Genomic DNA, 13,985 nt, shown 5'->3' with positions numbered 1-13,985 from the left:
CTGTTTCTGGGTGAGGAACCTATGCATACATAGCCGCATTGCATTTTCCTTTTGGGAACGGAGCCCGAAATGCTTGAGCTATTGGCTGATCCAAATGCATGGATTGCCTTTGGTACCCTCACGGTCATGGAGATCGTGCTTGGCATCGACAATATTGTCTTCATTTCTGTGCTCGTGTCGCGGCTGCCAAAAGAGCAGGCGGACCGCGCGCGCAAGATCGGTCTGGCGCTCGCCCTGATCTTCCGCATCCTGCTCCTGCTGGTCATCAGCTGGATCATTAGCCTGACCCAGCCCGCGATATCGGCCTTCGGCCTCGACCTGTCGTGGAAGGATCTGATCCTGATCGCCGGTGGTGGCTTCCTGATCTACAAGGCCACCCACGAAATGCACGCCGCCATCGAGGAGCCGCATGAAGCAAGCGTCTCCCAGAAGGTCAGTGCGGTGTTCGCGGCCATTATCGGCCAGATCATTATCATCGACATGGTGTTCTCTATCGACTCGATTGTCACCGCTGTTGGCATGGCCGACGACGTCGAGGTGATGATTGCTGCCGTGATCGTCGCCGTCGGCGTGATGTTCGTGGCGTCGGGGCCAGTAGCCAAGTTCGTCTCGGAGCACCCAACCACCAAGATGCTGGCGCTCGCCTTCCTGCTGCTGATTGGCGTGTCGCTGGTAGCCGATGGCTTGGGCTTCCACATCCCCAAGGGCTACATCTACGCAGCCATGGGCTTCTCGGTGCTGGTTGAAGCCATCAACATCATCGCCAAGCAGCGTAAACTGCGCGGCAAGCCCGCTTTAGCCGTCGCGCCCTTTACCGGCGCGACAGGTTCGATTACCGGCGCAGAGGCTGTCGCTGCAGTCTCCAAGCCAAAACTAAAATCGACGCCGACCGCAAAGGCGCAATCGCGCCCCAAATCGGCGCCACGCAAACCAAAGGTATCCAAGCCATGAGTAAGGCTATTGTCGTCAATCAGGCCGGTGGCCCCGAGCAGTTGAGCTATGAGGACTGGCAGCTCGCCAGTCCCGGCCCGGGCGAGGTCGTATTGCGACAAACGGCCATTGGCCTGAACTTTATCGACACCTACCAGCGCTCGGGCTTGTACCCGGTGCAGACACCCTTCGTCGCCGGCAATGAAGCAGCCGGTGTCGTCACGGCGCTGGGCCCAGACGTCACTCACCTCAAGGTGGGTGACCGGGTGGCCTATCAGGGGCAACTGGGCGCCTATGCCACTGATCGTGTCGCCAAGGCCGAACGATTGATCCCGATTCCCGATGGCGTGGATGACCAGACGGCGGCGGCCATCCTGCTCAAGGGGCTGACGGCCTACTACTTGCTGTTCGAGACCTGGCGTGTGAGGCCGGGCGAAACCATCTTGTGGCACGCCGCAGCGGGCGGTACGGGGCTGATTGCCACGCAATGGGCCAAAGCCCTTGGCGCGACAGTGATCGGCACGGCCGGCAGCGCCGAAAAGCTTGAGCTTGCACGCGCGCATGGTTGCGATCACGTCATCAATTATACGACGGAGGATTTCGCCGAGCGCGTGCGGGAAATCACCGGGGGCAGGGGCGTTGATGTCGTCTACGACGGCGTGGGCAAGTCCACCTTCGACAAATCGCTCGATTGCTTGCGGCCGCGTGGCTTGATGGTCAGCTTCGGCAATGCCTCGGGCGTGGTCAGCATTCCCGATATTACCGTGCTGTCGCGCAAGGGCTCGCTGTATGTGACGCGCCCGACTGGTACGCATTACTTCGCCAAGCGCGAGGACCTGCTGGAAGGCGCGCGGCTGCTGTTCGCAGCGGTGGCCGACGGCACCATCAAGGTGCAGATCAACCAGACCTTTCCGCTGGCCGAGGCTGAAGCCGCGCATCGGGCACTGGAAAATCGTGAGACCACAGGCTCGGTTATCCTCGTGCCTTAGCACTCTGGACAGTCAGGGCAGGAGAAGCTAAACGCTCCTCCAACGGGTAGGTGGCAGAGCGGTTGATTGCTCCGGTCTTGAAAACCGGCGAACGTGAAAGCGTTCCGGGGGTTCGAATCCCTCCCTACCCGCCATTCCCTGATTTAGTTATGTTTTTCAACGGCGTAGTGGCTGCATACACCGATCTGGGGTCCTGCGACATCTATTTGGTCGGCCCTGTGAAAGTCAGCGAGCATGTGTCGTTCCACAAGATCGCCAGCGGGTTCAATATCCGTTTTTAGGTTCTTGCTGTGCGGGCAAAGGGGAAGTTGATCCATTGCCGTTGCGGCCCGACCTGTCTAAGCCCCGCCCTAGCCGGTAGGGCTTTTGCATTTGCGGCGGTTCCGGGCAAGCAACCGTTCCGGGGCCTTCGGGGTTAATCTTGCAACCCAGGAGGCACGCATGAACGTCTATGGCAATAACCCCAACCGCACCGGTGTCGAGTTTATCGAAGGCTTTGCTCTGCTCGCCGGCGCACTTTGGATCGGCGGTGCGCTCATCTTTGGCACGGTCGCGTATCTCGGCAGCCACAAGGCGGGTGCGGCAAGTGCCGCTTCAAATCAGACCTCAATCGGGGAATCCAACAATACGCCGGCGACCGAGGGGCTGGAGAATGCCCCGCCGACCGACACTACAACGCCGACGGCTCAGTAAACGTGATCGGTTCTAGCGCGAGTATTCAGTCAATCGCGCCGGTTCGGAGGTAGAAGCCTTCGATATCCGAACCTAAACCGCAAAAGCGATCAGCTGCGCCGGCATCGGTCACAAACACACCTTCCGGTCCCACCGCGACCTGAATAACAGGTGCATCGGCGCCAATGTCGGCGGCGGTCATTGTGTACAGCTCGCCCTCAAACGGAACCAACTGGGCTGCAATGACGCCGTCCAAATCCTGGGGCCCCACGGCCTCAAGTTCGCAATCGGCCGCTGTTGCCGCGCCGTTCGGGATTCCGCCTGCGCGAAAGACGACGCGCCATGCCTCGCCTTCGGCTGTCAGCGTCATGGTCGCGTTCGAGGGATCGTCACGTTCGAAGGTGGCGTCGACGGAATCACTTGCGGCCAGTGATAGACTGCATCCCATCATGCTCAAAAGGCTTGCGGCGACGATCGACTGGATACGCATGTAACCCTCACAAAACTCAACGGCACAGCTATCCGGCCTGGTTTTGGTGCCGTCAAGCGTCTAGCGGGGCAGGGTCTCTGTGTGCGTCAAAAAGATCGGCGCCGCTTCAGCTTGTCCTGCCGACAAGCCTGTCTAGGTATGGTGTGGCGTCGGGTCGTGCCGATCGTTGAGAAGGCTTCTTAATGGCCCATTAAGCATAACGGGATCAAATCTGCTTAGTGTATGAATCAGAACAGTTTTTCCCGTCATGACAAATCCCGGTTCGCCGTTGCCATTCCTGCCGCGCTGCGGCCTGCTGATGACAGTTGCTCCTTTGGCCCTGATGCTAGCCAGTGCGACGGCGTCTGGTCTGGATGTTGAACTCACAGGCGATACAAATCCGGCGAATGCAGCCGACGTCACCGATTCCACCGATCTGGATATCGGGATAATCGGCGCTGGTGAGTTGCACATTAAGGACGGCGGCGTCCTCAACAATTACCAGGGATCGATCGGCACCAAAGCTGGCGGCCTAGGCACCGTTACTGTCACCGGCAAGGATGGCCTGGGCAATGCCTCCACCTGGAACAATGCGTATTTTCTCTATGTCGGCCAGGAGGGCGAGGGGACGCTCAGTATTCTCGACGGCGGGGTGGTGACGGGCACGAGAGGCTATATTGGAGCCGATGCCGGCAGTGTGGGGACGGTTACCGTCTCTGGGCATGAAGCATCGTGGAATAATTTCGGCGACGTTGTCGTGGGGCAGTACGGCGACGGGACCCTTAATATTCTTGCCGGCGGGCTGGTGAGCAGCGAGACCGGGTATATAGGCGGCAGTGCGGGCGGTGTTGGTGTTGTAACGGTGTCTGGCGTTGACGGGCAAGGCAACGCCTCCACCTGGACGCACGAGTATGACCTCCACATTGGCGATGAAGGCCGCGGCACACTAAATGTTACCCAGGGTGGCAAGGTCGTCACCAGCGGACGGATCGACGTTGGTAGCGCTGCCCCCAATGGAGATGGCGTCTTCGGACATGGCGATATTGTCATCTCGGACGGCGGCACTGTGTCGAGCTATTCCGCCACCCTTGGCGTGGAAGGATATGGCGAGGCACTGCTGACATCGGGCGGGTCTTGGACGGTCACCGATCAATTTACGATTGGTTCCTATGCCCGCGGTGTTCTGAACGTCGAGAACGGTGCGAGTGTAACCAGTCACCAGGGCTATGTAGGTGCCGGTCCAACGGGCGACGGCACTGTTGTCGTCAAAGGCACAGGATCAAGCTGGGAGATGATTGGCTCCAGTCTCACCGTGGGCAATCATGGCGTCGGTGTTGTGAGCGTTGACGACGGCGGACGGGTTTTTGCGAAGGGCGGCGTTTATCTGGGTGCGTCTGACGTGTCCGCAGTTGGCACGCTGAACGTGCTGGGCACATCGAGCTCGCGAGGGGTCGTTGAAACCAGTGGATTCGCTGGTGGACGGGGCACGGCAAACGTGACCCTCGATGGCGGCATCATTCGGGCCACTGGCGACAATGCGAATTTCTTCCGCAACTACGGTGCTCAAAAAATCACCCTGGGCACCTCCGGCGGCATCTTCGATACAAATGGCTTCAACATTGACATCGCCCCCGAAATTACCGGCGCGGGCGGGCTGACCAAAGACGGGCTGGGTACGCTGACTCTGACCGGCAGCAACAGCTATGGCGGCGGGACCACTATCAGCGCTGGCACGTTGCAGCTCGGCAATGGTGGCACGAGCGGCAGTATAAGTGGGAATGTCGCCAATAGCGGCATTGTGGCGTTCAACCGGTCGGACCTTGTCACCTTCGGCGGCACCATAGCCGGCACGGGCGGTGTTCAGCAGGTTGGCGCCGGCCATACCACGCTCACTGGCGACAATTCGGGCCTGACGGGCGTGTCTGGCATCTACAACGGTATCCTGACGGTCAAAGACGTCCTCGGTGGGACACTGGAAGTCCGCGGCGGGCGCCTGCAGGGCACGGGCCAGGTTGGCTCAACCACAAACTTTGCCGGCGGGACGATCGCGCCCGGTAACTCGATTGGCGTGCTGACGGTTGCGGGCGACTATACAAGCAGTGGCGGTCGTCTTGAGATCGAGACCGTGCTTGGGGGCAATGGCTCAGCGGCGGACCTGCTGCTGATCACCGGGAACTCATTGCTAGGTCTCGCGCCCACGCTGGTTTCTGTGGTCAATCTCGGCGGCGTTGGTGCCGCAACGACGGATGGGATCAAGGTCGTGGAAGTGCAGGGCGCACTCTCGGATGCCAATGCCTTCGTGCTGGATGGCCTCGCGATTGGCGGTGCCTATCGCTATGAGCTGAAGCAGCACGATATTGCCACCGGCAGCGACGGCAATTGGTACCTGCGCAACAGCGGCGCACTCTCGCCGACGGTCCCAACCCTGGAAAACTACCCTGTGGCCTTGCTCGGCATGATCGATCTGCCGACTCTGCGGCAGCGCGTAGGCCAGAGCGACGCCAACCAGCAGGGCTTCGTTACCCGCATTGAAGGCGCCGCCGGCCACTATCAGGCCTCAACGTCGACCGCAGGCGCCGCCTTTGACAGCAGCATGTTCCTGGCCCAGGTCGGCCTTTCGGGGCGCCTGGTGGAGTCTGCGGATGGTAGCTTGAGCGCTGGCCTGACTGCCCAATACAGCCGCCAGTCTGCCAACGTATTCTCGGCGTTTGGCGATGGCAGCAACAGCACAGAAGGATTTGGCCTCGGCGCCTCGCTCACCTGGCGCGACCAGGCAGGCAGTTATGTGGATTTGCAGGGGCAGATTGCGCGCTTCAGCACAGACCTCAATGCCGCTGGCTATGCGCTGGTGCAGGGCAACGCTGGCACGGGCTTTGCGGCCGGTATCGAAGTTGGGCATGAATTTGCCTTGGATGAGAGCTGGTCGCTGACTCCACAGGCTCAGCTAAACTACGCCTCGGTCGGCTTTGACGCATTCACCGATCACTTCGGTGCCGATGTATCCCTGCGCAATGGTGCCAGCCTCAAAGGGCGCCTCGGTTTCGCGGTCGACTATCGGACCGACTGGCAGGATGCAGAGGGCCGCGCGGCCGCCACCAAGCTCTATGGCGTCACCAACCTGACCTATGAATTCCTCGACGGCACCAGCGTAGCCGTATCCGGCACGGATCTGACCTTCGCCAGCCAGAAACTGGGCGCTGAGCTTGGGTTTGGCGGCACGCTTGATCTGGCCGACGGGACCCATGCTCTCCACGGCGAAGTACTCGGCACGACAAGCTTCGAGGGCAGCTATGCGGCCAAGGGCACTGTGGGATTTGTCAGCAAGTTCTAGGTGACAAAGGGTAGGGGTAACAAAAAATGGAAGCGGGGATAGACCTCGCTTCTAACGTTTTGAAGCTTCGGCTGTTGCGTCCCCCTTTGAACGGCAGCGAAGCTGGAAAGCCCGCGCAAATTGCGAGGGCTTTTCGACGCCGTAGGCTTTTCCGGATCAGCAGGTGCATTGCCGGGTCGACAACGCCACGAGTTGTTTTCTTCCCGTAAGCTGGTATGGGAGGCGTCGCTAAGTTAGGGCTTTGGGGCTGGTGGTATGAGCCATTGCCTCCCGCCAATATCGAAAGAGGACGACCAGTGAGCCGCAAGGAATTCGATGCATCGCGGATGCGCCGCATGAGACGAATTGCCGGACGCCATGGTCTGACGATTCTGACGGCTGAGAAGCTGACTGCCAAGCAGGGTAAAGGTGGCCACGCGATCCGCGAGGACGCTACGTTCAAGGTTATCTATGGACATACCCCGCTGCCGTTCACGGCGACGCTTGAGGATGTCGAGGCTTATATCGACAAGCTCGAGGCGGACGAAGAGTAAGCGGCGCTGTCCCACCTGGCAATCGCCCACGTGATGGCCGGTCGCAGATAAGCATTATTTATTCCGTAATAGGAATCATCGCACAATGACCTCATTGGCTAGCTTTGGAGGTACTTTATTGTGTTCACTCTGATTAATGCCGACGCCGAAGACGACGACGCCGAAATCACGGATCCTCAAGAAATCGCAGAGCTTTTCGCTGCCATTGCTGCAGTCGCCATTGAGGCGATTGGTGCAGAGCAGGTGCGGGAGCTTTTCGACGCCGTGGTCGAGCAGGACGGCAAAGACCCGAACTAAGGCCGGAAAACGCATTCCCGGCAGGTCAAATCTGGCTGGGCCCCTCAGTGGGGTGCCGGCGTGAACCAAACGGTCTTCCGGGTGAGGCAGAGCCCTTTCACCCATGGACCGGATTGACTGATCCGGGCGCGTCCGACAGGACTGGTCGCCGTGCATGATCCGGCCGAGGAGGCTGCGCCATGGTCGGCCCGGCCGCCCACGAAATCCTACCCACGCCAACAATCATCCCTCTTGGTGACGCCCATATTCTGGTGCGCTTTGGCACCAGGCTGACCGATGATGCCAATCGCGCAGCCATCGCGCTAGCGATGGTCCTGGCGGACGATCCCATTCCCGATGTGCTCGAGGTTGTGTCCAACCTCGTTTCTGTGCTGCTGCGCTATGATCCGATGGTGGCTTCGCCGGCCGCGATTGGCGGCGAGTTGCGGCTGCGGCTTAATCGCGTGTCGGCAGCGGAAAGGCAGGCACCAGCGTCGCAAATCATTGGCGTCCACTTTGGTGGGGCGGATGGGCCGGATCTGGCCGAGGTCGCGGCTTTGGTGGGGATGAGCCCTGAGGCGTTTATCTCCGCCCACAATGCCGCGCCGCTCCGCGTGCTCTCGACAGGGTTCGCGCCGGGGTTTCTCTATTGCGGTCTGCACGCCGACATGTTGACCCTGCCGCGCCGCAAGACTGTGCGGCCGCTGGTGCCCAAGGGGAGCATTCTGTTCGCGGCTGGGCAGACGGCGATCACGGCCACCGAGATGCCGACTGGCTGGCATGTCATCGGACGCACTGAGTTTGACAATTTTGATCCGACAGTAGAGCCGCCGACGCGTCTGCGCGCGGGCGATGCCGTGATCTTTGAGGCGATATGAGCGCGACGCTGGTCATTACCCGCGCTGGCCCACTGGCCACCATTCAGGACGAAGGCCGTCTCGGCATGCTGGCGCATGGCATCAGCGCCTCTGGCGCGATGGATCGCGGCGCGTATCGCCTGGCGGGAAAGCTGGCGGGCAATGGGGCTGGTGGGGTGGAGATCACCATGGCTGGGCTCGATTTCCGCGTTGAGGGCGGCTCGTGCCGCCTTGGCTTTGCCGGTGGCGCTTTCACGATCCGACATAACGGCAACTTGGTTGCCTGGCCCGGTGCGCTAAATCTCGCTGCGGGCGACCTTGTTGCGATCACGCCGGGTCCCGACGGCAATTACGGCTATTTGCGCTTTGACTGCGATATCGACGTGCCGGTGCTGATGGGCAGCCGCTCCACCAGCAGCCGTGTGCGATTGGGTGGATTTGAAGGGCGGGCGCTGCGCGCCGGTGACCGGATTGGCCTGGTGCCGTCTTCACTTGGGACAGGTCCCGCCAATCTCAATGCGGTTCCGCCGAACGATGGTCCTATCCGCATTGTCTGGGGCCTTCATGCGGAGCTGTTCTCGCCATCTGTGCGAGAGCGCCTGATCACCTCCAGCTTCGGGATTTCGAACCGTCTCGATCGCATGGGTGTTCGTCTTGATGACCCGGACGGTGTATTCGCTGATGCAACAAGCCTGTCGCTGGTATCCGACGCCATTGTGCCGGGTGATATCCAGATCTTGGGGGACGGTACGCCAACAGTCTTGATGCGGGATCATCAGCCAACAGGCGGATATCCACGCATCGCCACGGTCATTTCCGCCGATCTCGATCGTTTCGCTCAAATGCGACCCGGCAGCCCTGTTGCATTCGCCTCGGTCACCGTTGAACATGCCCATAGATTATTGCGGGGCACCACATGACATCGATCGACCTCAACGCCGATCTGGGTGAGGGCATGGGCACCGACGAGGACCTGCTCCAGATTGTTTCCAGCGCCTCGATTGCCTGTGGTGGCCATGCAGGCGATGCGGCGACCATTCGGCACATTCTCAAGGTCTGCAAGGCACGCGGTGTGCGGGCAGGGGCTCACCCCGGCTATGCCGATCCCAAACGCTTCGGCCGTTTCCGTATCGTCATGCCGCTCGATGAGCTGCTGGGTCAGATTCGCGAGCAGCTTTTCCTCGTGCGCTATATCGCCGATGAGGTGGGGGTGCCGCTGGCCTATGTAAAGCTGCATGGGGCGCTGGCGAACCAGACGGCGGAGGAGCTGGCTTTCGCCGTGGGTATTTTCGCGACCATTCAGGCCATGGACCCCAAGGTGGCGATTTTGGCACTGGATAACAGTCAGCAGGTCCGCGCGGCAAAGGCCGTTGGCCTGCCGCTGATCCGCGAGGCCTATGCCGACCGTGCCTATACTGCGGAGGGGCTGCTCGTGCCGCGTGGTCAGGACGGCGCGGTCATCCACGATGTGGATGAGGTCATCGCGCGGTGCATGCGACTGGCACAGCAGGGAGAGATCGTCGCAATCGATGGGACGGTGCTGAAATCGGCGTCCCGCTCGATCTGTCTGCACGGCGATACGCCTGGCGCCGTTGATCTGGCTCGGGAAGTGCGGGATGCGCTGGAGGGTGAGGGGATCACCATTGCGCCTGTCGAGCCAGAGCAGCCCTCAGACTAAGGCCTATTCAGCGGCAACCGGCATGTGTTCGACAAGGCGCGACTTCAGCTTGTTCAACTGATGCGCAGCATGGCTGAGCAGCGCGGTGCGAATCTCGGCGTCGGAAGCTTCGCCGATATCTGTCCGCACCTTGAGGTCCAGGGTATAGCGGGTGAGGTTTCCCATGAACTGTTCTTCGATCTCAACGCGTACCACTCCGGTTACGCGTCCTGGCATGGACCTGTGTGGGCCGAAGTGGCTGATGACGCAACTTTTGACGTCAAACGCATTGCCCTCACGGGACATTTTCGGCCTCCAGATGCCGGGATTTGTCTCAATTTGATCAAATTCCATCACCACATATCAGGCAAGGGCAATTCGGTGATGGGGTATGCGTCTCGTTAACGAGATCGTGGTCGCAACTGACCGAGCCGGAATCTGAATCTGGGGCGCGCCTGTTGCAATTGCTGGAAGTTTTCAATAGATACCCAAATTCGAGCCGTGCGGGAATCCTGCGCGGCCTTTGGTTTTGCACCAAAAACACCAAAGAGTTGAGTCGCTGATGGCCCGTACGAACCCGATTACCTTTCTGCAGCAGGTCCGCACGGAAGTGTCCAAGGTCACTTGGCCTGGCCGCAACGAAGTCCTCATCTCGACAATCATGGTGATTGTTCTGGTGATTTTTGCGAGCTTGTTCTTCCTGGCCGCAGACCAGATCATTTCTTGGCTGGTTGGTCTGATGCTGTCGATCCGCTAGTCGGATCACGAACACAAAGAATTAGGAGCGGCGACGCGGCATGGCGAAGCGCTGGTACATCGTTCAGGCTTACTCGAATTTCGAGCGCAAGGTGGCGGAAGATATCCGTCAGAAGGTTGCGCAGAAGAAGCTCGAGCATCTGTTTGAAGACGTGATCGTGCCGACCGAAAAGGTCGTTGAGATCCGTCGCGGCCGCAAGGTCGACGCCGAACGCAAGTTTTTCCCGGGTTATGTCCTGGTGAAGATGGATATGACCGACGAGGCATTCCATCTGATCAAGAACACCCCAAAGGTCACTGGTTTCCTCGGTTCGGACAATAAGCCGATGCCGATTTCCGAAAAGGAAGCCATGGGCATTCTGCAGCAGGTGCAGGAAGGCGTGGAGCATCCAAAGCCTTCCGTCTCGTTCGAAGTGGGCGAGAATGTGCGTGTCTCCGACGGTCCTTTCGCCAGCTTCAATGGCGTTGTGGAAGAAGTCGACGAAGAACGCGCCCGCCTCAAGGTGGAAGTTTCGATTTTCGGGCGTCCCACTCCGGTGGAGCTCGAATACGGTCAGGTCGAAAAGGTCTGACCATCCACGTAGCCGTTTGGCTGCGTGAAATCTGTGGGAGAGGGCGGTGGCTGCCAGCCTCCGATCAAACCTTGGACCACAGCGTCAACTGGCCGGGTGACACCGGTCGAACTCTGTAAGGACGATTATGGCAAAGAAAATCGTTGGCTACGTAAAGCTGCAGGTGCCCGCTGGCTCCGCAACGCCATCCCCACCAATCGGGCCGGCTCTCGGTCAGCGCGGTCTGAACATCATGGAATTCTGCAAGGCGTTCAACGCTGCCACGCAGGAAATGGAAAAGGGTTCGCCCATTCCAGTCGTGATCACCGCCTACGCCGACAAGAGCTTCACTTTCGAGATGAAGCAGCCACCAGTCACCTTCTTCATCAAGAAGGCCGTGAACCTGAAGTCGGGCAGCAAGCTGCCAGGCAAGGAATCGGCTGGTACGATCACCGTGGCTCAGCTGCGTGACATCGCCCAGAAGAAGATGAAGGATCTCAACGCCGACAATCTCGACGCTGCTGTGTCGATGATCGCTGGCTCTGCCCGTTCCATGGGCATTCAGGTCGAGGGCTGATTGAATGGCACACGTCGGTAAGAAGATCGTCAAGGCCCGCGAAGGCATTGACCGTAACAAGCTCTACAAGCTCGATGAAGCCGTGAAGATGGTTAAGGCTCGCGCCTCGGCCAAGTTCGACGAGACCCTCGAGATCGCGATCAACCTCGGCGTTGACCCACGCCACGCTGACCAGATGGTCCGCGGTGTGGTCACCCTGCCAAACGGCACCGGCAAGACCGTGCGCGTTGCAGTGTTCGCCAAGGATGCCAAGGCAGACGAAGCCCGTAAGGCTGGCGCTGACATCGTTGGCGCAGAAGACCTGATGGAACAGATCCTGGGCGGCAAGATCGATTTCGATCGTTGCATTGCTACTCCGGACATGATGCCACTGGTTGGTCGTCTCGGTAAGATCCTGGGCCCACGCAACCTGATGCCAAACCCCAAGGTTGGCACGGTTACTCCAGACGTCGCTGGTGCCGTTAAGGCTGCCAAGGGCGGCGCTGTTGAATACCGCGTCGAAAAGGCTGGTATCCTGCACGCTGGCGTTGGCAAGGTTTCTTTCTCGGAAGAAGCACTGCTTCAGAACATCAAGGCGTTCACCGACGCCGTTGTGAAGTCCAAGCCAGCTGGCGCCAAGGGCACCTATGTCAAGCGCGTCGCTGTTTCCTCGACCATGGGCCCTGGCGTCCACGTCGAGCCAGCTTCGGCTCTCTAATTTCGGAGGTCGCGTAACGCGACCTTCCAACCACCGTCATTGCCCGGCTTGTCAGGGCAATCCAAAGATGTGGCAACACAGCATGGACCACCCGAACAAGTCGGGTGGTGACGATGGGAGGCTAGAGCACTGGTCTGCAAGTCCGATGCTCTGGCTTAAAAAGAATTCCGGACGGGTTCGCTCGTCCGGATAAACGACCCGCAAGGGGCGTTAAAGTCCTGTCCGAGACTGCCGGTGCCAACCGATTTGGGTTGGCTTAATGTCGCAAGGCGCCAGCATAGATAGGGTGAAGACCGAAATTTTCTGTCCGCAAGGGCAGGGTGATTGCGGTTCGAACCAGGCCAGTTGCCCTTTCGGGCAGCACGGTTGACAGGCATGTAACCGTTGCTCCTCTCCTCCCGTGTGGAGACCAGAGGGCAGCAATTGGCAATGGCCCGGCGCGACTATGCCGGGCTCAATGTGGAGACTAGCAGTGGAAAGAGCGGAAAAGCGTGAGCTTGTCGCATCGCTTCAGTCAGCCCTCTCGGGCGCTGGATCGATCGTCCTTGCGCAGAATACCGGTCTGACCGTCGCCAACCTTGAAACGCTTCGTCGCGATATCAAGGCAGCTGGCGGCCAGGTCAAGATCGCTAAAAACCGTCTTGCCAAGCTTGCTCTTAAAGAAACCGACAATGCGGACATGTCGGCCCTGCTTACAGGGCCGATCGTCATCGCTTATGCGGCCGACCCCATGACTGCGCCGAAGATTGCGGCAAAGTTTGCTGAAAAGAACGCGAAGTACGTCGTTCTTGGTGGCGCGATGGGCAAGACCGCTCTTGACGCGAATAACGTCAAGGCGCTGGCGACCATGCCTTCGCTCGATGAACTCCGCGCTACGCTCGCCGGCATGCTTCTGCAGCCAGCAACCCGTATCGCTTCGGTCATCGTGGCACCAGCCGGCGGCATCGCCCGCGTGCTGGCCGCTCATGCGGAAAAGAGCAACGAAGCAGCGTAACCCCATGGCCCTCTCGAGGGCTGGTTTGAACTGAACACTTAAAAAGAGAGATTTATCAAATGGCTGATCTCGCCAAGATCGTAGACGACCTGTCTGCCCTGACCGTTCTGGAAGCTTCCGAGCTGAGCAAGCTCCTGGAAGAAAAGTGGGGCGTTTCCGCCGCCGCTCCAGTTGCTGTTGCTGCCGCTGCTGGTGCTCCAGCTGCTGCCGCTGAAGAAAAGACCGAATTTGACGTGATCCTCGCCTCCTTCGGCGACAACAAGATCAACGTCATCAAGGAAGTCCGCGCGATCACCGGTCTGGGCCTGGGCGAAGCTAAGGCACTCGTCGAAGCTGCTCCTAAGGCAATCAAGGAAGGCGCTTCGAAGGCCGAAGCCGCTGACATCAAGACCAAGCTCGAAGCAGCTGGTGCAAAGGTCGAACTCAAGTAAGTTCGTCTCTGCTCTTGAACTTTGCGAGGTGGCGCGCTATGTGCCACTTCGCTACTTCATCTCGACGAGATGATTCGCCGTGGCCGATTGGATGGGTCGCCGGCACCAATTTGCGGAACATATGACGATTTTGATGTCTGAGGCACGATGAACGTCCCGTAGACCTCATGGTTTTGGCCATGGGGCTTTTGACGTTTTTATCGTGTCGATGCCTTTCCTTTAGCTCGGGGAGGGCGCAACGGCGTCACTGAGCCAGAGTAATTTA

General features: G+C 59.5%; 17 protein-coding genes and 1 tRNA gene. 16 read left to right on the top strand and 2 right to left on the bottom strand.

Annotated features, from left to right (window positions below):
• Positions 1 to 69: 69 nt before the first annotated feature.
• The 4 genes from WH87_RS04210 (at position 70) to WH87_RS04195 (ending at position 2,612) form a co-directional block, all read left to right on the top strand.
• The gene (locus WH87_RS04210; RefSeq protein WP_082092488.1) at positions 70 to 951 is read left to right on the top strand and encodes a TerC family protein; all 882 of its coding nucleotides are present in this window, start codon (positions 70 to 72) and stop codon (positions 949 to 951) included.
• Entirely contained in the window at positions 948 to 1,919 is a 972-nt protein-coding gene (locus WH87_RS04205) for a quinone oxidoreductase family protein (protein ID WP_046138352.1), read from the top strand. Before WH87_RS04210 ends, WH87_RS04205 begins: the two co-directional genes overlap by 4 nt.
• Before the next feature lie 44 nt (positions 1,920 to 1,963).
• Positions 1,964 to 2,053, top strand: a tRNA-Ser gene (locus WH87_RS04200).
• A 307-nt stretch (positions 2,054 to 2,360) separates the two neighbouring features.
• Positions 2,361 to 2,612, top strand: coding sequence for a hypothetical protein (locus WH87_RS04195; RefSeq protein WP_046138353.1), 252 nt, complete (start codon positions 2,361 to 2,363; stop codon positions 2,610 to 2,612).
• Positions 2,613 to 2,637: 25 nt separating this feature from the next.
• Here WH87_RS04195 and WH87_RS04190 read toward each other — a convergent pair whose 3' ends face one another.
• Positions 2,638 to 3,081 carry a hypothetical protein gene (locus WH87_RS04190; RefSeq protein ID WP_046138354.1) on the bottom strand — a complete coding sequence of 148 codons (444 nt, stop codon included), beginning with the start codon at positions 3,079 to 3,081 and terminating at the stop codon, positions 2,638 to 2,640.
• Positions 3,082 to 3,328: 247 nt separating this feature from the next.
• On the opposite strand from WH87_RS04190, the gene WH87_RS04185 reads away from it, so the two are divergent.
• From WH87_RS04185 to WH87_RS04165, 6 genes are all read left to right on the top strand, one after another.
• Complete coding sequence (locus WH87_RS04185; RefSeq protein ID WP_052726328.1) at positions 3,329 to 6,391, top strand: autotransporter outer membrane beta-barrel domain-containing protein; 3,063 nt, start codon at positions 3,329 to 3,331, stop codon at positions 6,389 to 6,391.
• Positions 6,392 to 6,687: 296 nt separating this feature from the next.
• Entirely contained in the window at positions 6,688 to 6,924 is a 237-nt protein-coding gene (locus WH87_RS04180) for a hypothetical protein (RefSeq protein WP_046138355.1), read from the top strand.
• Positions 6,925 to 7,044: 120 nt separating this feature from the next.
• Complete coding sequence (locus WH87_RS19510; RefSeq protein WP_156458053.1) at positions 7,045 to 7,221, top strand: hypothetical protein; 177 nt, start codon at positions 7,045 to 7,047, stop codon at positions 7,219 to 7,221.
• Positions 7,222 to 7,400: 179 nt separating this feature from the next.
• Positions 7,401 to 8,078 carry a 5-oxoprolinase subunit B family protein gene (locus tag WH87_RS04175; protein WP_046138356.1) on the top strand — a complete coding sequence of 226 codons (678 nt, stop codon included), beginning with the start codon at positions 7,401 to 7,403 and terminating at the stop codon, positions 8,076 to 8,078.
• Complete coding sequence (locus WH87_RS04170; protein WP_046138357.1) at positions 8,075 to 8,977, top strand: 5-oxoprolinase subunit C family protein; 903 nt, start codon at positions 8,075 to 8,077, stop codon at positions 8,975 to 8,977. Before WH87_RS04175 ends, WH87_RS04170 begins: the two co-directional genes overlap by 4 nt.
• Entirely contained in the window at positions 8,974 to 9,735 is a 762-nt protein-coding gene (locus WH87_RS04165; protein ID WP_046138358.1) for a 5-oxoprolinase subunit PxpA, read from the top strand. The genes WH87_RS04170 and WH87_RS04165 overlap by 4 nt, the downstream gene beginning before the upstream one ends.
• 3 nt (positions 9,736 to 9,738) lie before the next feature.
• Here WH87_RS04165 and WH87_RS04160 read toward each other — a convergent pair whose 3' ends face one another.
• On the bottom strand, positions 9,739 to 10,020 hold the full coding sequence (locus WH87_RS04160; RefSeq protein ID WP_156458052.1) for a hypothetical protein: 282 nt from the start codon (positions 10,018 to 10,020) through the stop codon (positions 9,739 to 9,741).
• A 253-nt stretch (positions 10,021 to 10,273) separates the two neighbouring features.
• On the opposite strand from WH87_RS04160, the gene secE reads away from it, so the two are divergent.
• The 6 genes from secE (at position 10,274) to rplL (ending at position 13,720) form a co-directional block, all read left to right on the top strand.
• A complete protein-coding gene (gene secE / locus WH87_RS04155; RefSeq protein WP_046138660.1) occupies positions 10,274 to 10,471 on the top strand; it encodes a preprotein translocase subunit SecE in 198 nt (65 codons plus the stop codon).
• Between the two features lie 40 nt (positions 10,472 to 10,511).
• Positions 10,512 to 11,042, top strand: coding sequence for a transcription termination/antitermination protein NusG (gene nusG, locus WH87_RS04150; protein WP_046138360.1), 531 nt, complete (start codon positions 10,512 to 10,514; stop codon positions 11,040 to 11,042).
• A gap of 127 nt (positions 11,043 to 11,169) precedes the next feature.
• Positions 11,170 to 11,598, top strand: a complete 429-nt coding sequence (gene rplK / locus WH87_RS04145; protein ID WP_046138361.1) for a 50S ribosomal protein L11 — start codon at positions 11,170 to 11,172, stop codon at positions 11,596 to 11,598.
• Between the two features lie 4 nt (positions 11,599 to 11,602).
• Positions 11,603 to 12,295 carry a 50S ribosomal protein L1 gene (gene rplA / locus WH87_RS04140; protein WP_046138362.1) on the top strand — a complete coding sequence of 231 codons (693 nt, stop codon included), beginning with the start codon at positions 11,603 to 11,605 and terminating at the stop codon, positions 12,293 to 12,295.
• A 472-nt stretch (positions 12,296 to 12,767) separates the two neighbouring features.
• Positions 12,768 to 13,289: a 50S ribosomal protein L10 gene (rplJ, locus tag WH87_RS04135; protein ID WP_046138363.1), complete on the top strand. Its 522-nt coding sequence runs from the start codon at positions 12,768 to 12,770 to the stop codon at positions 13,287 to 13,289.
• 59 nt (positions 13,290 to 13,348) lie between these two features.
• Positions 13,349 to 13,720, top strand: coding sequence for a 50S ribosomal protein L7/L12 (rplL, locus tag WH87_RS04130; protein WP_046138364.1), 372 nt, complete (start codon positions 13,349 to 13,351; stop codon positions 13,718 to 13,720).
• Positions 13,721 to 13,985 lie beyond the last annotated feature (265 nt).

This window comes from Devosia epidermidihirudinis (genome assembly GCF_000971295.1).
Taxonomy (GTDB): Bacteria; Pseudomonadota; Alphaproteobacteria; order Rhizobiales; family Devosiaceae; genus Devosia; species Devosia epidermidihirudinis.
The sequence above is the reverse complement of the archived record's forward strand: the minus strand, read 5'-3'. Positions and strand labels throughout refer to the sequence as shown.